At 65.0% G+C, this 18,161-nt stretch carries 22 protein-coding genes; all 22 read left to right on the forward strand.

Going from position 1 to position 18,161, the window contains the following annotated elements; translation table 11 throughout:
• Positions 1–145: 145 nt before the first annotated feature.
• On the forward strand, positions 146–514 hold the full coding sequence (locus Q0K17_RS06290) for a helix-turn-helix transcriptional regulator (protein WP_294541048.1): 369 nt from the start codon (positions 146–148) through the stop codon (positions 512–514).
• Positions 515–542: 28 nt separating this feature from the next.
• On the forward strand, positions 543–977 hold the full coding sequence (locus tag Q0K17_RS06295; protein ID WP_294541050.1) for a hypothetical protein: 435 nt from the start codon (positions 543–545) through the stop codon (positions 975–977).
• Between the two features lie 292 nt (positions 978–1,269).
• Positions 1,270–2,061: an ABC transporter permease gene (locus tag Q0K17_RS06300; RefSeq protein ID WP_294541052.1), complete on the forward strand. Its 792-nt coding sequence runs from the start codon at positions 1,270–1,272 to the stop codon at positions 2,059–2,061.
• Positions 2,062–2,071: 10 nt separating this feature from the next.
• Positions 2,072–2,833, forward strand: a complete 762-nt coding sequence (locus tag Q0K17_RS06305) for an ABC transporter ATP-binding protein (RefSeq protein ID WP_294541054.1) — start codon at positions 2,072–2,074, stop codon at positions 2,831–2,833.
• 135 nt (positions 2,834–2,968) lie between these two features.
• Positions 2,969–4,519 carry a cardiolipin synthase gene (gene cls, locus Q0K17_RS06310; RefSeq protein WP_294541056.1) on the forward strand — a complete coding sequence of 517 codons (1,551 nt, stop codon included), beginning with the start codon at positions 2,969–2,971 and terminating at the stop codon, positions 4,517–4,519.
• Positions 4,520–4,703: 184 nt separating this feature from the next.
• The gene (locus Q0K17_RS06315; protein ID WP_294541058.1) at positions 4,704–5,156 is read left to right on the forward strand and encodes a sigma factor-like helix-turn-helix DNA-binding protein; all 453 of its coding nucleotides are present in this window, start codon (positions 4,704–4,706) and stop codon (positions 5,154–5,156) included.
• Positions 5,157–5,262: 106 nt separating this feature from the next.
• On the forward strand, positions 5,263–5,454 hold the full coding sequence (locus tag Q0K17_RS06320) for a hypothetical protein (RefSeq protein ID WP_294541060.1): 192 nt from the start codon (positions 5,263–5,265) through the stop codon (positions 5,452–5,454).
• Positions 5,438–6,727: a PBSX family phage terminase large subunit gene (locus Q0K17_RS06325; RefSeq protein ID WP_294541062.1), complete on the forward strand. Its 1,290-nt coding sequence runs from the start codon at positions 5,438–5,440 to the stop codon at positions 6,725–6,727. Before Q0K17_RS06320 ends, Q0K17_RS06325 begins: the two co-directional genes overlap by 17 nt.
• Before the next feature lie 18 nt (positions 6,728–6,745).
• Positions 6,746–8,092, forward strand: a complete 1,347-nt coding sequence (locus Q0K17_RS06330; protein ID WP_294541064.1) for a hypothetical protein — start codon at positions 6,746–6,748, stop codon at positions 8,090–8,092.
• Positions 8,073–8,243, forward strand: a complete 171-nt coding sequence (locus Q0K17_RS06335) for a hypothetical protein (RefSeq protein ID WP_294541066.1) — start codon at positions 8,073–8,075, stop codon at positions 8,241–8,243. Before Q0K17_RS06330 ends, Q0K17_RS06335 begins: the two co-directional genes overlap by 20 nt.
• A gap of 28 nt (positions 8,244–8,271) precedes the next feature.
• The gene (locus Q0K17_RS06340) at positions 8,272–9,129 is read left to right on the forward strand and encodes a N4-gp56 family major capsid protein (RefSeq protein WP_294541068.1); all 858 of its coding nucleotides are present in this window, start codon (positions 8,272–8,274) and stop codon (positions 9,127–9,129) included.
• A gap of 14 nt (positions 9,130–9,143) precedes the next feature.
• A complete protein-coding gene (locus Q0K17_RS06345; protein ID WP_294541070.1) occupies positions 9,144–9,509 on the forward strand; it encodes a hypothetical protein in 366 nt (121 codons plus the stop codon).
• On the forward strand, positions 9,502–9,918 hold the full coding sequence (locus Q0K17_RS06350) for a hypothetical protein (protein ID WP_294541072.1): 417 nt from the start codon (positions 9,502–9,504) through the stop codon (positions 9,916–9,918). Before Q0K17_RS06345 ends, Q0K17_RS06350 begins: the two co-directional genes overlap by 8 nt.
• A gap of 12 nt (positions 9,919–9,930) precedes the next feature.
• Positions 9,931–10,362 (forward strand): hypothetical protein, encoded by a 432-nt coding sequence (locus tag Q0K17_RS06355; RefSeq protein ID WP_294541074.1) that lies wholly within the window; start codon positions 9,931–9,933, stop codon positions 10,360–10,362.
• Between the two features lie 14 nt (positions 10,363–10,376).
• Positions 10,377–10,862 (forward strand): hypothetical protein, encoded by a 486-nt coding sequence (locus Q0K17_RS06360; protein ID WP_294541076.1) that lies wholly within the window; start codon positions 10,377–10,379, stop codon positions 10,860–10,862.
• Between the two features lie 48 nt (positions 10,863–10,910).
• A complete protein-coding gene (locus Q0K17_RS06365) occupies positions 10,911–11,360 on the forward strand; it encodes a hypothetical protein (RefSeq protein ID WP_294541078.1) in 450 nt (149 codons plus the stop codon).
• On the forward strand, positions 11,357–11,929 hold the full coding sequence (locus Q0K17_RS06370) for a Gp15 family bacteriophage protein (protein ID WP_294541080.1): 573 nt from the start codon (positions 11,357–11,359) through the stop codon (positions 11,927–11,929). The genes Q0K17_RS06365 and Q0K17_RS06370 overlap by 4 nt, the downstream gene beginning before the upstream one ends.
• Positions 11,930–11,944: 15 nt before the next feature.
• Positions 11,945–13,768, forward strand: coding sequence for a hypothetical protein (locus Q0K17_RS06375; protein WP_294541082.1), 1,824 nt, complete (start codon positions 11,945–11,947; stop codon positions 13,766–13,768).
• A 2-nt stretch (positions 13,769–13,770) separates the two neighbouring features.
• On the forward strand, positions 13,771–14,145 hold the full coding sequence (locus tag Q0K17_RS06380; protein ID WP_294541083.1) for a hypothetical protein: 375 nt from the start codon (positions 13,771–13,773) through the stop codon (positions 14,143–14,145).
• Positions 14,146–14,155: 10 nt separating this feature from the next.
• Entirely contained in the window at positions 14,156–16,993 is a 2,838-nt protein-coding gene (locus Q0K17_RS06385; protein WP_294541085.1) for a hypothetical protein, read from the forward strand.
• Positions 16,990–17,190, forward strand: a complete 201-nt coding sequence (locus Q0K17_RS06390; protein ID WP_294541087.1) for a hypothetical protein — start codon at positions 16,990–16,992, stop codon at positions 17,188–17,190. Before Q0K17_RS06385 ends, Q0K17_RS06390 begins: the two co-directional genes overlap by 4 nt.
• A 21-nt stretch (positions 17,191–17,211) precedes the next feature.
• Positions 17,212–18,021 (forward strand): hypothetical protein, encoded by an 810-nt coding sequence (locus tag Q0K17_RS06395; protein ID WP_294541089.1) that lies wholly within the window; start codon positions 17,212–17,214, stop codon positions 18,019–18,021.
• Positions 18,022–18,161 lie beyond the last annotated feature (140 nt).

An 18,161-nucleotide genomic window follows, 5' to 3' on the forward strand; every position in this document is an offset into this window, starting at 1 on the left:
ACATCCTTGACAAGATACAGTCCGGTTTATGACGAATCCTTTGTGGTAGGATAAACACAGGAAACAGCTCCACAGGGTTGACAGAAAACTGAAAACAAGATACTCTGAATTCAGGAACAGAAACACCACCCAAAGGAGCCGGCCCATGAACGCCATGTATGAGAATATCCTGGAACTCTGCCGACGTGACGGCATCAATGTGACCCAGATGTGCCGTCAGCTCAGGATCCCCCGCAGCACCCTGTCCGAACTGGGCGCGGGGCGCACCCGACAGCTGACCCTGAAGCATGCCGGTCCCATTGCGGAGTTTTTCGGGGTGAGCATCGCCCAGCTGGCCGGGGAGGAACCCCTGCCCGCCGATCCGACCCAGCCCGCCCCGGCGGACGACCCTGCCCTGCGGGATGAACCCATCGCGGCTTACGAAAACTGCAAACGTTATCTGACCGAGGACGACAAGGCCGACATCGCCACCCTCATCCGCCTGCGGGCGGAGATCAACCGGGGCCGCCGGTGACCGCCCCCGTCCCGGAGAAAGGAACACCATGCCCTACGACCTGGACAGCACCGTTGCCGAACTGGAACGGGAGGATATCGTTGTGCTGGACTGCCCGCTGCGGGCCAACCGCTGTCTGGCCCTGGCCAACGGACGGATGGTGGGGGTGGACAGCCGCCGCTTCGGCACCCAGGCCGAACTGCGCACCGCGCTGATCCATGAGGACGGTCACTTTGCCTCGGGCGCCTTTTACACCGCCTACAGCCCCTATCAGCTCAGGGCCCAGGCCGAACACCGGGCCGACAAGGCCGCCGTGCTCAAATACCTTCCCTATGAGGAGCTGTCCGTCCGGCTGCGGGCGGGGGATACCTTGTCCGAGGCGGCGGAATATTTTTGCGTGACCGAGGACTTTTTGCGCAAAGCCTGCGAATTGTACCGCAATATGGGCAAAACCTTTGCCGGTACAGAGGGGGAATCGGTTTGATTTTGGGACAGGATATGCTATAATAAACAGAAATCATGGTTTCCCGCACACAGCCGGGGAAAGAACGGGCGTGTTCCGCCCTTCCGGTCAGGAAGGCAAAAGGACGTCTCCGTCGTTCCCGGCGGTGATCCCATGCCCCGGAACCGGGCAGGGGAGGAAACCGCCCTTTCCCGCAGGGGCCATCCCGGCCGCCGGGAACAGGACCCTGCACCGGAACGGCGCGGCAGATACGGAGCCCGCGCAAAGTTTATCAGAATAAAGGAGTGGTAGCGTGGACAACGCAGCGAAACAGATGAAATCAGGTCAGTACAAGGTGATGGTATCTCACTTTGTACAATATGTGCCGCTGGTCCGGGAACTGGTGGGCCGTGACCTGAAGGTCAAGTATCGCCGCAGCTTCCTGGGATATATCTGGAGCGTGCTGAACCCCTTGCTGATGATGATGGTCCAGACCATCATCTTCTCCTATATGTTCCGCAGCAACATCCCCAACTACCCGCTGTACCTGATCTGCGGCAATACCCTGTTCACCTTCTTCAATGAAAGCGCCAACATGGGCCTTGTTTCCATCATCCAGAATGCCGCCCTGATCAAAAAGGTATATATCCCCAAATATATCTTCCCCCTCAGCCGGGTCGTGTCCAGCTTTGTGACCATGAGCTTCAGTCTGGCCGCCGTCGTGCTGGTCATGCTCATCACCCGGTCGCCCCTGCACTGGACCATCCTCCTGTTCTGGATCCCGCTGCTGTTTTTGCTGATCTTCTGCGCCGGCGTGGCCATGACCCTGTCGGCTCTCACCGTGTATTTCCGGGATATCCAGCATCTGTTCGGCGTGGTCACCCTGGGCTGGAACTACGCCACCCCCATCTTCTACCCCATTGAACAGCTGCCCGACTTCGCCCAGACCCTGATGAAGTTCAACCCCATGTACCACTATATCAACTTTTTCCGCAACCTGGTCATGTACGGCAACATTCCCGGTCCCAATACCTGGATCGCCTGTGCCGTGTCCAGCTTTGTGATGCTGTTTGTGGGTCTGTGGACCTTCCGCAAGCTGCAGCGCAACTTTATCCTGTACGTGTAAGGAGGCCCACATGAACATCAATGAGCAGCCGGTCATTGTGGATGTGAACCATGTATCCATGCGGTTCAATCTGGCAACCGAAAAGACCGAGACCCTGAAGGAGACCCTGGTCAAGCGCCTGCAGGGCAAACTGAGCTTCAACGAATTCTACGCCCTGAAAGACGTATCCTTCCAGGTACGCCGGGGCGAGGCCGTGGCCCTCATCGGGCGCAACGGTTCCGGCAAGAGCACCATGCTCAAGGTGGTGGCCGGCGTCATGTACCCCTCCCAGGGCTCCTGCGGGGTGTACGGCAGCATCGCCCCCATGATCGAGCTGGGCGCCGGCTTTGATATGGACCTGACCGCCCGGGAAAACATCTACCTCAACGGCGCGGTGCTGGGCCATGACCGCAGCTTTATGGATGCCCATTTTGACGATATCGTGGATTTTGCCGAACTGCGGGAATTCATCGACGTGCCGGTGAAGAACTTCTCCTCCGGCATGGTGACCCGTCTGGGCTTCGCCATCGCCACCGAAGTCACCGCCGACCTGCTGGTGGTGGACGAAGTGCTGGCCGTGGGCGACTTCATGTTCCAGCAGAAATGCCTCAAGCGTCTGGACCGGATGCTGTCCGGCGGCACCACCCTGCTGTTCGTCAGCCACAGCACCCCTCAGGTCTGCGAACTGTGCGACCGCGCCATCTGGCTGGACCACGGCGTCAAGCGGGGCGACGGCCCCGTGCGGGAAGTCTGCGACGAATACGAGGATGCCATGCGCAGAGGGGAAGCATAAATCAGGACCCAGGCCGCCCGCGGGGCGGCTTTTTTGTATGGACCACCGCCCTTGCATCCGGGCACAGGGCATGGTACAGTAGGAATGACCCCGGTCATACCTGCTTTTCGGCAAAACCCAATGGAAAGGACCCCTATGGAGGAAGTCAGAAAAAAGATCAAAAACCTGCTGCAGTTCGTGTTCAGCCGTCTGGTGGTCACCATGCTGCTGTTGCTGCTGCAGGTCATCTGGATGTTCGTGCTGTTCAACGAACTCACCGTCTATGCCAGCTGGATCAACTTTATCTGTCTGGCCATCAGCATCATCATGTGCGCGGCCCTGATCCGCAAGGACTCCACCGTGCCGGAATTCAAGATCAGCTGGATGGCCCTGTTCATGCTCATGCCGGTGCAAGGCGGGCTTCTGTATCTCATGTGGGGCGACCACCGCCCCGCCTACCGCCTGCGCCGCAAGCTGGAAAAGGCCAGCAAGCGCATCAGCCCCCTGCGCACCGATGCCCCCGGCCCCTATGCCGCCCTGGACGCCGTGGACCCCCGGGCGGGGCGCACCGCCAACTACCTGCGCAGGCAGGGCGGGTTCCCCCTGTACGGGGACACCGAAGTGACCTATTACCCCTCCGGCGAAGCCATGTTCCCCGCCATGCTGGCAGCGATGGAGAGCGCCGAACAGTATATATTTGTGGAATTCTTCATCATTGCCCAGGGCAAGATGTGGGACGAAGTCCATGACGTGCTCCGGCGCAAGGCCGCCCAGGGGGTGGACGTGCGGCTCATCTACGATGATGCCGGCAGCGTCACCCGGCTGCCGGTGGGGTACTGGCGCAAGCTGGAAGCCGAGGGCATCCGGGCGCTGCCCTTCAACCCCTTTGTGCCCATGGTGAACCTGGTCATGAACAACCGTGACCACCGCAAGATCCTGGTGGTGGACGGAAAGGTGGCCTTCACCGGCGGCATCAACCTGGCGGACGAATACATCAACCGCATCCGCCGCTTCGGACACTGGCGGGATGCGGGGGTCCGGCTGTGCGGGCCCGCCGCCTGGAGCTTTGCCACCATGTTCCTGGAATTCTGGACCGCCAACCGCCCCCAGAGCGACGAGCGGGCGGTGCCCAGACCCCGGCTGCCCGAGGGCGTGCGGCATACCGGGCTGGTGCAGCCCTTCTGCGACACCCCCGTGGATGACGAGTGCGTGGCCAAGAACGTGTATCTGGAAATGATCAACCAGGCCCAGCGGGAGCTGTTCATCACCACCCCGTACCTGATCCTGGACAACGATATGCTCACGGCGCTGTGTCTGGCGGCCAAACGCGGGGTGGATGTGCGGGTGTATACCCCCGCCATCCCGGACAAGAAGAGCATTTACCAGCTCACCCGCAGCTACTTCCCGGTGCTGATCCGGGCGGGGGTCAAGATCTTCACCTACACCCCCGGGTTCCTCCATGCCAAGAACTGGCTGTGCGACGGGCGCATCGGGGCGGTGGGGTCCATCAACCTGGACTACCGCAGCCTGTATCTGCACTTTGAATGCAGTGTGGTGCTCTACGGCTGCCAGGCCCTGGAGGATCTGCGGGCGGATATGCTGGACATTGAGGAAAAGAGCCATCTGGTGGATCTGAGCGAATGCCGCACCGGCTGGTTCGGTACCCTGCTCTCCGCCGCCCTGCGGCTGCTGGCGCCTTTGTGCTGAAGTATCAAAACACGGTATACCCCCGGCGGGAACTTCCGCCGGGGGTATTTTTGCAGCAAAAACAGGGCAATAAAAATAGTTCTCCGGGAGGGCTCCGCAGGGTTGACAACCAAAGGTTGTTGGAATATACTGACCTTACAGAAAACTGTAACACTATTGCCAGACAAAAGAAAAAGGAGGATCTATGAACAATCGGGAAAAGAGCAAATGGATGGAACAGTATCGCCGTGAGCAGAGCCGCCTGCGGCTGCTGTGCAGCGAACTGGATGCACTGCGCAGCCAGGGACGGGAGCTGTGCCGGCTCCGGGACGGCAGCGAGGAGGCGCCGCCGCCGGACTGGCTGGCCAGAGACCTGGCCCAGGCGCAGCAGGAGATGGAGGCCCAGGCGGCCCGGTGTGTGGTGCTGCGGCGCCGCATGGTCAGGGCCATCAGCCGGCTGGAGGATGAACGGCAGCGGGAGGTCCTCTGCCGACGGTTCCTGCAGGGACAGACCGCCGCCGAAGCCGCCGACGAGATGGGGGTGGTACCCCGGCGGGTGGAGCAGCTGCAGACCGAGGGCATGCGTTTGCTTGTGGTGGACTTGCAGGAAACAGGAACGGAAACCAAACAAAAAGGGCGGCTGAAGGGTACATATTGAGCCTGCGGGGATGTTTCGTCCGGATTTCTTACAGAATACGGTAACGTTTTGTTGAACTTTCGGGACGGAACATGGTAGGCTATGAATGCGGAAAGGGGGATGGACGATGCAGGACGGGATCACACCCGACCGTGTGCTGGACGAACTGGCGCTCATCGCCTTTGCCGACCTGCGCGGCGGGGACCTGCCGGTGAAGGCGGCGGACAAACTGCGGGCGCTGGAAATGATCTACCGGTACCTGGGCATGGGGGACGGCCCGGGCAGCGAGGAGGGGGTGGTCATTGTGGACGGGGAATGACCCCCGCACAGGAAAGGAGGAACGACCCATCCGTGTACGACTGAAAGAGGTGATCGCCCCGGTGTTCTGGGGCGTGCACTGCGAGATCCGCCGGGGGAGCGTGCAGGAACTGGTGGCCAAAGGGGGCCGCGGTTCCGGCAAGTCCAGTTATATTTCCCTGGAAATCATTCTGCAATTGCTGCGCCACCCTGACTGTCACGCCGTGGTCCTGCGCAAGGTGGGCGGCACCATGCGCACCAGCGTCTACGCCCAGATCTGCTGGGCCATCGCCGCCCTGGGCCTGGGGCGCAGGTTCCGGTGCACCGTCAGCCCCATGGAGTGCACCTACCTGCCCACCGGGCAGAAGATCTTCTTCTTCGGCCTGGACGACGCGGGCAAGCTCAAGAGCGTGCGGGCGCCCTTCGGGTATATCGGTCTGGCCTGGTTCGAGGAACTGGACCAGTTCGACGGCCCCGAGGAGGTGCGCAGCGTGGAGCAGAGCGTCTTCCGGGGCGGCGGGTTCAGTCTGGCCTTCAAAAGCTTCAACCCGCCCGCCATGGGCCGCAGCTGGGTGAACCGGTATGTACTGGAATCCCGGGACGGACGCCGGGTGCTCCACTCCACCTACAAGGATCTGCCGCCCCACTGGCTGGGACCCCGGTTCCTGGCCGATGCCGAACACCTGAAACAGGTCAACCCGGTGGCCTACCGCCACGAGTATCTGGGCGAGGTGGTGGGCAGCGGCGCGGCGGTGTTCGACAACCTGAAGCTGGAACCCATCCCCGAAGCCCGGATCGCGGCCTTTGACAGGCTGTACCACGGGGTGGACTGGGGCTGGTACCCGGACCCCTGGGCCTACAACGCCGCGGCCTACGACCCCGCCCGACGGGTGCTCTACCTCTTTGATGAGCTCACCTGCCACCGCACCTCCAACCGGGACACCGCCAGACTGCTGCTGGACCGGGGCGTAGGCGGGGACGAGGGCGGCTGGCTCACCGCCGATTCCGCCGAACCCAAAAGCTGTGCCGACTACCGGGCATTCGGCCTGCCCTGCCGCGCCGCCCGCAAGGGACCGGGCAGCGTGGAACAGAGCATGAAATGGCTGCAGAGTCTGGGGGCCATCGTCATCGACCCCGCCCGCTGCCCCGACACCGCCGCCGAGTTCACATCCTATGAGTATGAGCGGGACCCCCGCACCGGCGCGGTGCTGCCCGGGTATCCCGATGTGAACAACCACCACATCGACGCCGTGCGCTACGCGGTGGAAAGCATCTGGCGGCGCCGGGGCCGCTGAGTGACAAAGGAGGAAGGATTGAAAACATTTCTGGAACAGGCCTTTGGCCGGTCCGATGTGACCGGGCCGGCCATGCACGCGGCCATCCGCGAGTGGTTCGACCTGTATTTCGGCCGGACCCTGCCGGGGGAGGACCCCTCCGGCCGGCTGCCGGTGCTCATTGTGGACAAACTCTGCCGTGCGGTGTTTGCGGAGTACGAGACCCGCCTGGAAGGGGCAGACTGGATGGAAAGCAACCTGCAGGCGCTGAACGCCGTGCGGCGTCGGGCGCTGCAGAACGCCCTGGTGGGCGGCGAATGCCTGCTCAAGCCGGTGCCCCGGGACGGGCACTTCGATTTCGTGCCGGTGCGCCGGGACTGCTTTGCCCCCCTGGCCCGGGACGCCCACGGCCGGCTGCAGGCGGTGGGCACCATGGAACTGCTGGCCCGGGGCGGGCGGCGGTACGCCCTGCTGGAACGCCGCAGCGCGGGGAACCAGGGGCTTTGCATCGAGACCCGCCTCTTCGAGCTGGCGGGGGACGCCCTGGGGCGGGAAACATCCCTCGCCGCCCTGCCTGAGACCGAGGCCCTGCGCCCCACCCTGCTGCTGCCCGGTGTGCCCGGGGTGGGACTGGCCACCCTGCGCACCCCCCTGCTCAACTGTGTGGACGGCGGCCCCGAGGCGGTGGCGGTCTTTGCCCCGGCGGTTGGGCTCATCCACAGCCTGGGCCGCACCGAACACCAGCTGCGCCGGGAATTTGAGAACGGCGCCGCCCGGGTGTTCGCCTCGGAGGATCTGCTGCAGGAGGATGCCTCCGGCCGGCGCAACCTGCGGGACGACCTTTTTGTGGGCCTGCCCGACGACCCCGCCAACCTGGGGGTGACGGTGTACAGCCCCGCCTTGCGGGAACAGAGCTATCTGGCCCGCAAGCAGGACATCCTGCGGGGGTGCGAGAGCCTCATCGGGCTCAAGCGGGGGCTGCTCAGTGAGGTGGAAGCCACCGAGCGCACCGCCACCGAGGTGACCGCCTCCACGGGGGATTATGACCTGACCATCCGGGATTTTCAGGCCATGTGGGAGCGGGCCCTGCGGGAGGCCCTGACCCTGTGCGATGCCCTGGGCCGTGCCTACGGCCTGTGCGCCGGCGCACCCTTTGACCCCGATGCCGCCCTGACCATGGACTGGGGGGATGGGGTGCTGTACGACCGCACCCGCACCTGGAACGAATACCTGGACATGGTGGACGGCGGCCTGCTGCGCCCCGAACTGGCCCTGGCCTGGTATTTCGGACTGCCCCACGAGACCGAGGCCGACCTGGCCGCCATCCGTGGGCGGTATATGCCCGATGCAAAGGAGGTGAAACCGGATGGAACCCAACCAGAATGAACCTGCCACCACCCCCGCCCCCTACGCGGCGGGCACCGGCACGGCGGCCATGCTGCCCGGGCGGGAAGCCCTGGACCGCATGAGCTACCGGGAACGGCTGGCCCTCAAGCACAGCGACCCCGCGGCCTACGAACAGCTGCGCCGCGGCTGAACCTGACATCTGAAAGGAGAACATACATATGGCAGATATGACCACCAAACTGGCGGACCTCATCGACCCCGAAGTCATGGGCGATATGGTGAGCGCCCGCATCCCCAAGAAACTGCGGGTGGCGCCCTTCGCCAAGGTGGATGACACCCTGGTGGGTGTCCCGGGCGATACCATCACCGTGCCTGCCTACGGCTACATCGGCGACGCCGCCGACGTGGCCGAAGGCGCCGAGGTGGCCATCGAGAAGATGACCACCTCCACCCGCAAGGCCACCGTGAAAAAGGCCATGAAGGGCATCAGCCTCACCGACGAGGCGGTCCTCTCCGGCTACGGCAACCCGGTGGGCGAGGCCAACACCCAGCTGGCCCTGTCCATCGCCGCCAAGATCGACAACGACTGCATGGACGCCCTCCAGGAAGCCAGCCTGACCTTTGACGGCAGCAGCTCCAACATCAGCTATGCGGGCATCGTGGACGCCCTGGACCTGTTCGAGGAGGAACAGGGCAGCGACAAGGTCATCTTCGTCCACCCCAAGCAGGTCACCCAGCTGCGCAAGGACCCGGACTTCCTCTCCGCCGACAAGTACCAGGCGGGGGTCATGGTCTCCGGCGAGATCGGCATGGTGGCCGGCTGCCGGGTGGTGCCCTCCAAGAAGGTGCCCCTGGTGGACGACGATGCCAACTACTCCTGCCCCATCGTCCGGCTGGAAAGCGATCCCGAAACCGAGGACGAGATCCCGGCCCTGACCATCTACCGCAAGCGGGAGGTCAACGTGGAGGCCGAGCGCAAACCCAAGATCCGTACCACCGAGATCACCGCCGATGAGTTCTATGTGGCGGTGCTGTCCAACGAAGCCAAGGTGGTGCTGGCCAAGTTCAAGGTCTGAGAGGGGGCATCGCCTTGCCGGACTACGCTTTTTACACCGATGCCTACCTGGGGGAGGATATCCCCGAAGCGGACTTCCCCCGCTACGCCAAGCGGGCCGCCGCCAAGCTGGCCCACTACAACCAGGTGTTCCGGGTGAGCCCCCGGGAGGGCATCCCCGACGCCGAGGACAACGCCCTGTGTGCCATCGCCGACGCCATGTACGAGTTTGACGCCGAGGACAGCCGCCGCGGTCTGGCTTCGGCCAGTGTGGGCTCGGTGAGCGAGACCTATGTTGCCCCGGCGGAACTGTCCGCCACCACCCTCTATCTGCGGGAAGCCTACTTCCGCCAGGTGGCCGGGGACTTCCTGCTCATGCGGCGGGGGGTGCGCCATGGGTGAACGCCTGCGGTATCCCCTGTGCACCCAGACCGTCACCCTCTACCACCCGGACGAAGCGGCCGGGACGATCAGCCGCACCGTGGTGCAGGGGGTATTCCTGGACCGGCGGGTGCGGATGACCCACACCGAGACCGGACAGCAGCAGGCCCAGGCCTTTGTGCTCATCATTCCGGCGGCGGCGGGGCTGCCGGGGCAGGACTACACCCTGGAACCCGGTGACCGGGTGCTGGAAGGCACCGGGCCGGAACTGGCCCGGGAGGACTGGCCGGAATTTGTGTCTGCGGTGCGCCCCGGCGTCTGCTGTGTGCAGTATGTGGACCCCAAAACGGTGCGGGGGCGCCTGTGCCACCTGGAAGCCGGCGGCTGGTGGACCCGCTCCGGCAGCGGCGCCCACAGCCTGACCAACTGAGGAGGACCGCCCATGGAAGAGCAACTGAAGACCCTGTGCGACTGGCTGCGCACCGCGCCCGCCCTGGCCGGGGTGAAGACCCTGTGGGTGGACGGCGCCCCGGCGGTGCCGGGGACGGCGGGGCTGTTCCCGGCGGGGGTGCAGGTGACCGAACGGCGGGTGAACCTGTGGGGGGAGGTGCGCCTGCGCTGTCGGGCTTCCTTCACCCTGCGGCTGGTGCTGCCCTACGGCGGGCGCAGCGCCCGCGACAACGCCGCCACCCTGCTGGAACTGCAGCGCTGGGTGCTGGAACAGAGCGCGGCGGGAACGGCCCCGGTGTTCGGCAACACCGACACCGCACAGGAACGGCTGACCGCCGCCGACGCCAAACTGGAACGTGCCTCCGATGAGGGCACCGCCGTCTATGCCGTGCAGCTGAAAGCCGAATACACCCTGCAGTACTGAAAGGAGAGAACCCTTTGAAGATCGAACGCAAATACATGGCCCACTACCTGAACGCGGCCTTTTCCGACGCGGACAGCGAATACTGCCGCCTGGGCGCCGACCTGGAGGAATATTCCCCCGAACTGAGCGCCAATGTGGAAAAAAAGACCAACATCCTGGGCCAGACCTCGGTGGTCATCGACAGCTACCAGAAGCAGGGCGAAGTCTCGCCCTACTACGCCGAGAAGGACGACCCCCTGTTTGAAAAGCTCCAGGCCATCATCGACGGTGACCTGGTGCTGGACCAGCTCAAGACCGACATGGTGGAGGTCAAGCTGTGGGGCGATGAGGGGGACGGCGCCTATCCGGCCGTGAAGGAGGAAGTGTACGTGGAGATCGTCAGCTACGGCGGCGACACCACCGGCTACCAGATCCCCTTCAACGTCCACTACACCGGCGTCAAGACCGCCGGCACCTTCAACGTGAGCACCAAGACCTTCACCCCCACCCCGGCGGCGTAAAGCCCGCAGGGCGGGTGGGCGGGAACTGCAAAGGAGCGTGATTTTTCGATGCACAAACTGCTGGTGGATACCGGTGTGGAGGAATTCGAGGTCAACGGGCGGGGCGTGCTGCGCTTCAACCCCGGGGACCCCAACCTCTACCACCGCTTTTTCGCGGCCCGGGAGGAACTGGCCGCCCTGGATGAGGAGCTGACCCGCCAAAGCGCGGCCCTGCCCGAAGACGGCGGCGGGGCGGCGCTGGCGCTGCTGGCGGACTATGACCGGCGGATCAAGGCCCTGCTGAACCGGGTCTTCGGCGCCCCCAATGACTTTGATGTGCTGCTGGACGGGGTCAACCTGGCCGGTGTGGGCACCAACGGCCGCCGTGTGGTGGAAAATCTGCTGGAAGCCCTGACCCCCATCCTGCAGGCAGGCGCCCAGCACACGGTGGAAGCCACCGCCCGACAGGCGGTGGCGGCGGCGGACGCAGCCCGGGCCGCCCGGGGCGGACAGGCATGACCGGCTGGGACCTGCCCGCCGCCCTGCCGGTGGGGGAACAGTCCTGGGCCATCCACGGGGATTTCCGGGATGTGCTGGAGGTGATCGGCTGGCTGGACGGGGACCAGGGGGAGACCCTGCTGCCGGAGGAACGGTGGTATGTGGCCATGGCCCTGTTTTACCGGGACTTTCCCCGCATGCCGCCCGCCCTGTATCCGGAAGCGGCCCGCAGGCTGGCGGAGTTCATCGCCGGCGGCCGGCCGGATACGGCGCCCCCGGGCCCCCGGCTGCTGGACTGGCAGCGGGACGCCCCCATGATCGTGGCAGGGGTGAACCGGGCGGCGGGATGTGAGGTGCGGTCCCTGCCTTTTCTGCACTGGTGGAGTTTCCTGGCCTGGTTTTCGGCCATCGGGGAAGGGCCGCTGGCCACGGTGGTGTCCATCCGGGACAAGCTGCGCCGGGGCAAAAAGCTGGAAGCCTGGGAGCTGAGCTATTACCGGGCCCACCGGTCCGAAATCGACCTGCGCCCCGCCCGCAGTCAGGCCGAGCAGGCGGAACATGACCGTCTGCTGGCCATGCTGACAAAATGAGAGAGGGGGAACGATTTGGCAAAAACCATTCTGTTTGAGGAAAATTCCTCCGCCCTGAAGACCAGGCTGGGAGCACTGCAGGACAGCCTGAGCGGGCTGAACACCGCCCTGCGCACCGCCGAGACCGGGGCGCGCAGGGCAACCGCGGTCACCCAGGGGCTGCGGTCGGCCTTTGTCCATGCCGCCGCCCCGCTGACCGATACCCTGAACCCGGCCCTGGCCCAGCTGAACACCCTGACCGGGACGCTGGGCGGGCGCAGCGGGGCAGCCAAGGCGGCGGCCGGCCTGGACCAGGTACAGCAGGCGGCGGCCTCCGCAGCCAAGAGCACCGCCAAGGCGGTGCGCAGTCTGGCCGGGTTCGACGAGATCATCCGGCTGGGCGCCCCGGCGTCCTCGTCGGGAAGCAAGGGCTCTTCCGGCAGCAGCAAGAAGAGCAGCAGCACCAAAAACGAGGCCGACGAGGCGGTGCAGGAGACCCGGACCGCGGTGCAGACCGTGCGGGACCTGCTGGATGCCCTGTGGGCGTACCTGCGCAAATATTACGCCGACACCATCCTGTCCTGGGGGTCGGTCTGGCGGCACATGCGGGACGCGGCCCTGCAGGTGTGGGAGCCGCTGCGCACCGCCATCAACGACCTGTGGCAGGGCAGTCTGGTGCCGCTGGGCAACTATCTGCTCACCGAATTCATCCCCGGGGTGGTCAACAAGTTTTCGCTGGCCCTCTGGCCGGTGATCAACGGGGTGGGGACCGCGGCCATTACCGGCCTGGGCAACGCCTTTGTGTGGCTGGCCGGGGTGATCGGGCAGGCGCTGGACGGGGTGGTGCTTCCGGCCCTGCAGACCGGGCTGGCGGTCTGGACGGAACTCATGCGGGGCATCTACACCGCCTGGCAGACCTACGGCGCCCCCATCCACCAGGGCATCATCCAGGCCATCGACAACCTGGTGGGCATCCTGGACGCCCTGTGGACCGGGACCATCCTGCCCCTGGCCCAGGGGCTGCTGGCCCAGGTATCCGCCGTGTGGCAGGACTGTCTGGTGCCTCTTTTCGGGGAATTCACCCTGTACATCGGTTCGGTGGCCAACCTGATGCTCCATCTGTGGAACCAGGTGCTGGCACCGCTGCTGGAATGGCTGTCCGCCGCCTTCGGACCGCTGGTGACCCAGCTTTGTCTGGCCATCAGCGGCGCGGTGACCACCGCCGTGGGCGTGGTGGCCGGTCTGGTCAGCACCCTGCTCACCGCCCTGCGGGGGCTGGCGGATTTTCTGTCGGACGTGCTGTGCGGACAATGGCAGAAAGCCTGGAACGATATGGCCGACACCGCCGCCCGGGTGTGGGAGCGCATCACCTCCACCATCAGCAGCGCCATCGACCATCTGAAGTCGCTGTTTGACGGGTTCGTGTCCGGCATTACCGGCTGGCTGGACAGTGTCTTTGCCGCCGCGGACCGGCTGGGCGGTCTGCCCAGCAACGCCCAGAAGGTGGGCAACACCCGGGCAGCGGAGTTCCGCGCCCTGCCGTCCCTGCCCGGGGAGGTCCTGCAGGTCCCGGCGCTGGCCCGGGGGGCGGTCATCCCGCCCAACCGGGAATTCCTGGCGGTGCTGGGCGACCAGCGGCAGGGCACCAACGTGGAAGCCCCCCTGGCCACCATCCAGCAGGCAGTGGCCGCCGTCATGCAGGACATGCAGGAGGGCGAACTGGCCGCCCTGACCCAGGTGAGCCGGCTGCTGAGCCAGATCCTGGAGGCCGTCTGCGGCATCCGGGTGGGGGATGAGGTCATCGGCCGTGCGGTGCAGCGCTACCAGCGCCAGCAGGGCGTCATGACGGGAGGATACTGAGCATGCGGACAAAAGTGGACTTTTATCAGGTGGACGGGGTCCCCATGCTGGTTCCCGACGACGAACCGGAATTCAGCTTTGCCGATCTGGACGCTTCCGATTCCGGCCGGGACGAAAGCGGGGTCATGCACCGGATGATGGTGCGGGAAAAGGTGGGCAGCTGGAGCTTTTCCTACGCATGGCTCACCGACGAGGAACTGCGGTATCTGCGGGACCTTTTTGCGGGCAAGGCGCAGTTTGCCTTCACCCATCCGGTGTTCGGCGCCAGCGGCGAGACCGAGACCTGCACCGCCTACATGAGCCAGTGCAGCGCCGTCTGGAAGAACCGGCGCACCGGGTTGTGGCGGAACTTCAATTTCAACATCATTCAGTGCTGAGGAGGGACCCATGCTGAAACACAAGATCCTGCTGGCGGATGGCCGGGTGCTGACCAGCGGTCCCGATACGGACAACGCCATCCGCAGCGTGACCCTGACCGAGCAGGTCAGCGATGAGGATGATCTGTGCCCCGGTGCGGCCTGTGCGGCCTGCGCCGAGATCGAACTGTGGGCGCCGGAAAACGGGCTGCGCATCGCCCAGGGAGAGGAACTGACCCTGCTGCGTCTGGATACCGCAGCCGGCACCGAGACCCAGGTGGGCATCTTTCTGGCCGAAAAGCCCACCAAGGACAGTGCCAACGTGTACAGCATCACCGCGTATGACCGCATGACCCTGTTCGACCGGGATATGTCCCACTGGCTGGAAGAAACCCCCTTCCCCCTGACCATGGCCGACTTCCTGAAAAGGCTCTGCGAGGCCTGCGGGGTGGAACCGGCGGCGGGGACCCTGGACGGGCTGCCCCAGGGGGATTACCAGATCCGGCCCTTTGACGGGGGCAGTGTGACCGGGCGGCAGCTGCTGCAGTGGGCGGCCCAGGCCAACGGCCGGTTTGCCCGCATGACGGCGGAGGGACAGCTGGAACTGGCCTGGTATTCCCGGATGGAGGGCATGCCGGCGATCGCGGCCCCCGGGGAGGCAGCTGTGCCGGTGGGGCTGCGCCTGTCCGATGGGATCCTGCGCACGGCGGAAGAGGCGGTGTGGCGTGTGTCCCAGCAAGCCGGCTATTATCTGCAGGGGTCCCTGCAGTACGAGGACTACCAGACGGCCCCGGTGGACAAGGTGCAGCTGAAACAGAGCGATGGGGATGTGGGGGTCATCTGGCCCCCGGCAGAGACCGGGACCAATGCCCTGGTGATCCGGGGCAATCTGCTGCTGACCACCGACAGCGCCGCCGCCCTGGAACCGGTGGCCCGCACGGTGTTTGCCTCGGTGGAGGGGATGGGGTATACCCCCCTGCGCCTGACCATGCCGTTTGTGCCGGAGATCCGTCCCGGGACGGCCCTGGATGTGGTGGACGCCTACGGGCAGGTACGCCGCACCCTGGTGATGAAGCGCCGGATCAGCGGTCAGACCATGGAGCTGGAAAGCACCGGCAACGCCCGACGGGACACCACCACCGCCGTGAACACCCGCAGCTACCGGGATCTGCAGGGCAAGGTGCTGGAAATGCAGACCACGGTGGACGGCCTGGAACTCAGCGCACAGCAGGATTTCCCGGGAAACCGTCTGGCGTCGGCGGTCTGGCGGCGGGGCAGTTCCTCCGAAGGGGCGGGCGGCACGGTCACCCTGAACGGGCAGCAGGTCACCCTGCAGGGGGACGGCACCGGCAGCTGCGGGGCGGTCATGGACCTGCCGGAACAGGACCTGCCGGTGCTGGCGGGGGCTGCCCTGCAGGTCCGGCTGCGGTATCGCATCACCCGGGAGATCCAGGTCGCCGGGGCGGGCAACCAGGCATACATCACGCTGTTTGCCATGCATGAGGATGGCAGCTATCAGAGCAGTACTCTGGCCATTCTGGCCTCGGAGGGCAGCGCGGGGGCTGTGTGTGACTGGACCGAGCTGGAACGGCGGATGGAGCTGGATTCCCGGGCCGTGACCCGCCTTTACCTCTTTGTGAACATCCGGCAGGGCACCGGTACGCTGGAAGCGGACAGCCCCTCCCTGGAGATCGATGGGGTCAGGAACACCCGACTGAGCCTGACGGCGGCGGGGGTGCAGCTTTCCAGCGCGGTCATCGACCTGACCGGTACGGTCAGCTTCACCGATCTGGCCGGAGAGGGCAAGACCACCATCAACGGCGCCAACATCACCACCGGCACCATCGATGCCGGCCGGGTGAACGTGACCAACCTGAACGCCGACAACATCAAAAGCGGTACCCTGGCCAGCCAGAACGGTGCGCTGACCATTAACCTGAACAGCGCGGCGCTGGTGGCCGGCAACGGGGCGTCGCTCCGGGCCGGTTCGGACCAAGACTATACCCGGTTCCAGTGGAACGGCTTCAACAGCTATACCGGCGGGGCACTTCGCTCCGGCATGGAAAACAACTGGAGCTGGTTCAACCGCAGCATGACGGCGATCTTTTCCACCTCCGGCCTGACCGGAATCGGATACAAAAACGCCGCCGGAAGTCTGCAGGTGGGCTACACCTACGACCCCTACTCCGACATCCAGAGCGGACATGTGAATTATCTCAGCGGGGCGGTCTATGGCAGCGACACCATCAACGCCCGCATCCAGCGCTGCCGCTACCAGATGTATCTGGAAAATGGGGTGGCCGGCCAGAACGACGCCCAGATCCAGGCCTATGACAATGCGGTGCGCATCTACGGCCAGGGGTTTTACGTCAACGGCAATATAGGGTGCTCCGGCGCCAAGAACCGCATCGTCGCCACCGGGCATTACGGAAACCGGGCCCTGAACGCCATGGAAAGCCCCGCCGCCATCTTCTGTGACAACGGCAGCGGCATTCTGGATGAGGAGGGGCTCTGCCTGCTGGTGATCCATCCGGTGTTGGAGGAATGCCTGGACCCCCACGCCCTGCCCCAGTGGCTGGTGACCGGGGCCGGTCCGGGATTCTGGGTGGAAAAACAGGGCCGGAACGCCCTGGTCCACGGGCCGGCGGGCACGGCCTTTGACTGGCTGGTCCTGGCACCCCAGCAGGGATACAGCGACTGTTACGCCGACGCGGTGCCGGACAGCGGCGGCGTGCCGGACGCGGCCGGGGAGACCGAGCTGGATTTTGTGGCCGCCCGGACGGCCCGCCGCACCCAAGAACTGGATGCCCTCACCGACGCCGTGGCGGCGGAGTGGGCCAGACTGGAAGAAATGGAGGAGACCGTATGAAAAAACTGACGGCTTTTACCGTACACACCACCGCCGAAGGCAAGCGCTGTGCCTACATGTACAGCGTGATCGACGGTGACGGCAATATCACCGAGAGCAACAAGCGCGCCAACTGCGTGCTGCTGGACGAGTCCGCCCTGGCGGCGGTGCAGGAGCTGGAAACCTTCCTGACCGGCCGGCTGACCGAGCTGGACTGAGGCGGGAAAGGGGGAACGCCGATGGCGGATGTGCAGACCTACTATGACAGCTCCCTGACCGGCGCGGAACTGGATGCGGCCCTGAAAAAACTGCCCCAGGTGGATGAGGCCGTCCAGCAGGCCCGGGCGGGCGCCGACCTGTCCCGGAGCTGGGCGGAAGGCGGCACCGGACTGCGGGAGGGGGAGGACAGCAACAACGCCCGCTACTGGTGCGGGCAGGCCCAGACCATCACCCAGGGGGCCCTGGGCTGGTATGCCGATGAGGCCCAGCTCACAGGCAGCTATCCCACGGGCAGCAACGGACAATGGGCCATTATCGGCTCCACCGACACCATCTGGACCTGGGACGAGGATACCGGCGCCTGGGTGGATACCGGGGCGCAGATCGACCTGTCCAACTACTATACACGGCCCCAGGCGGACGCCCGGTTCCAGCTGCCGGTGGGGTATATCTTTGACTGGGCACCGGTGGCGGGGCAGAGCGCCGACCTGTCCACCCCCGAAAAGGTGGCACAGCATTTCGGATACGGTACCTGGCAGGAGATCACCGGGCGGTTTACCTTCGGCCGGGATGCCTCCCATGAAGTCGGGTCCACCGGCGGCGAAGAAAAGCACGCGCTGACACAGCCGGAACTGCCCACAAGCCTGGGACAGATGTCCTACTGGTCGTCGCGAAACCTGACCAGTCTGTACGAGCCTGGGTACGACGGTACCGTGGCCGGATTTACCAATACCGGCGGCACATTCCCCGTGTCAAATCCCGGCGGCGGGCAGGCCCACAACAACATGCCCCCCTATCTGGCAGTGTACAAATGGCAGCGGATCGCCTGACGGCGGAAAGGGAAAAGTATGAGACTGACAAACGGAGACGTGCTCCTGACCTGGCCCCTGGCCCTGCATGTGCTGACGGCGGGATACTTTTACAGCGACGGCAGCCGCCACGAGGCCATCGACCTGCGCACCAACCAGGG

Origin of the sequence: uncultured Gemmiger sp. (assembly GCA_944388105.1) — a bacterium.
Taxonomy (GTDB): domain Bacteria; phylum Bacillota; class Clostridia; order Oscillospirales; family Ruminococcaceae; genus Gemmiger.

Coding starts and splice junctions, on each gene's coding strand:
- Q0K17_RS06290 (WP_294541048.1), top strand. CDS start 146: ATGAACGCCATGTATGAGAATATCCTGGAACTCTGCCGACGTGACGGC.
- Q0K17_RS06370 (WP_294541080.1), top strand. CDS start 11,357: ATGACCGGCTGGGACCTGCCCGCCGCCCTGCCGGTGGGGGAACAGTCC.
- cls (WP_294541056.1), top strand. CDS start 2,969: ATGGAGGAAGTCAGAAAAAAGATCAAAAACCTGCTGCAGTTCGTGTTC.
- Q0K17_RS06305 (WP_294541054.1), top strand. CDS start 2,072: ATGAACATCAATGAGCAGCCGGTCATTGTGGATGTGAACCATGTATCC.
- Q0K17_RS06320 (WP_294541060.1), top strand. CDS start 5,263: ATGCAGGACGGGATCACACCCGACCGTGTGCTGGACGAACTGGCGCTC.
- Q0K17_RS06380 (WP_294541083.1), top strand. CDS start 13,771: ATGCGGACAAAAGTGGACTTTTATCAGGTGGACGGGGTCCCCATGCTG.
- Q0K17_RS06355 (WP_294541074.1), top strand. CDS start 9,931: ATGGAAGAGCAACTGAAGACCCTGTGCGACTGGCTGCGCACCGCGCCC.
- Q0K17_RS06385 (WP_294541085.1), top strand. CDS start 14,156: ATGCTGAAACACAAGATCCTGCTGGCGGATGGCCGGGTGCTGACCAGC.
- Q0K17_RS06365 (WP_294541078.1), top strand. CDS start 10,911: ATGCACAAACTGCTGGTGGATACCGGTGTGGAGGAATTCGAGGTCAAC.
- Q0K17_RS06340 (WP_294541068.1), top strand. CDS start 8,272: ATGGCAGATATGACCACCAAACTGGCGGACCTCATCGACCCCGAAGTC.
- Q0K17_RS06300 (WP_294541052.1), top strand. CDS start 1,270: ATGAAATCAGGTCAGTACAAGGTGATGGTATCTCACTTTGTACAATAT.
- Q0K17_RS06350 (WP_294541072.1), top strand. CDS start 9,502: ATGGGTGAACGCCTGCGGTATCCCCTGTGCACCCAGACCGTCACCCTC.
- Q0K17_RS06295 (WP_294541050.1), top strand. CDS start 543: ATGCCCTACGACCTGGACAGCACCGTTGCCGAACTGGAACGGGAGGAT.
- Q0K17_RS06390 (WP_294541087.1), top strand. CDS start 16,990: ATGAAAAAACTGACGGCTTTTACCGTACACACCACCGCCGAAGGCAAG.
- Q0K17_RS06395 (WP_294541089.1), top strand. CDS start 17,212: ATGGCGGATGTGCAGACCTACTATGACAGCTCCCTGACCGGCGCGGAA.
- Q0K17_RS06315 (WP_294541058.1), top strand. CDS start 4,704: ATGAACAATCGGGAAAAGAGCAAATGGATGGAACAGTATCGCCGTGAG.
- Q0K17_RS06335 (WP_294541066.1), top strand. CDS start 8,073: ATGGAACCCAACCAGAATGAACCTGCCACCACCCCCGCCCCCTACGCG.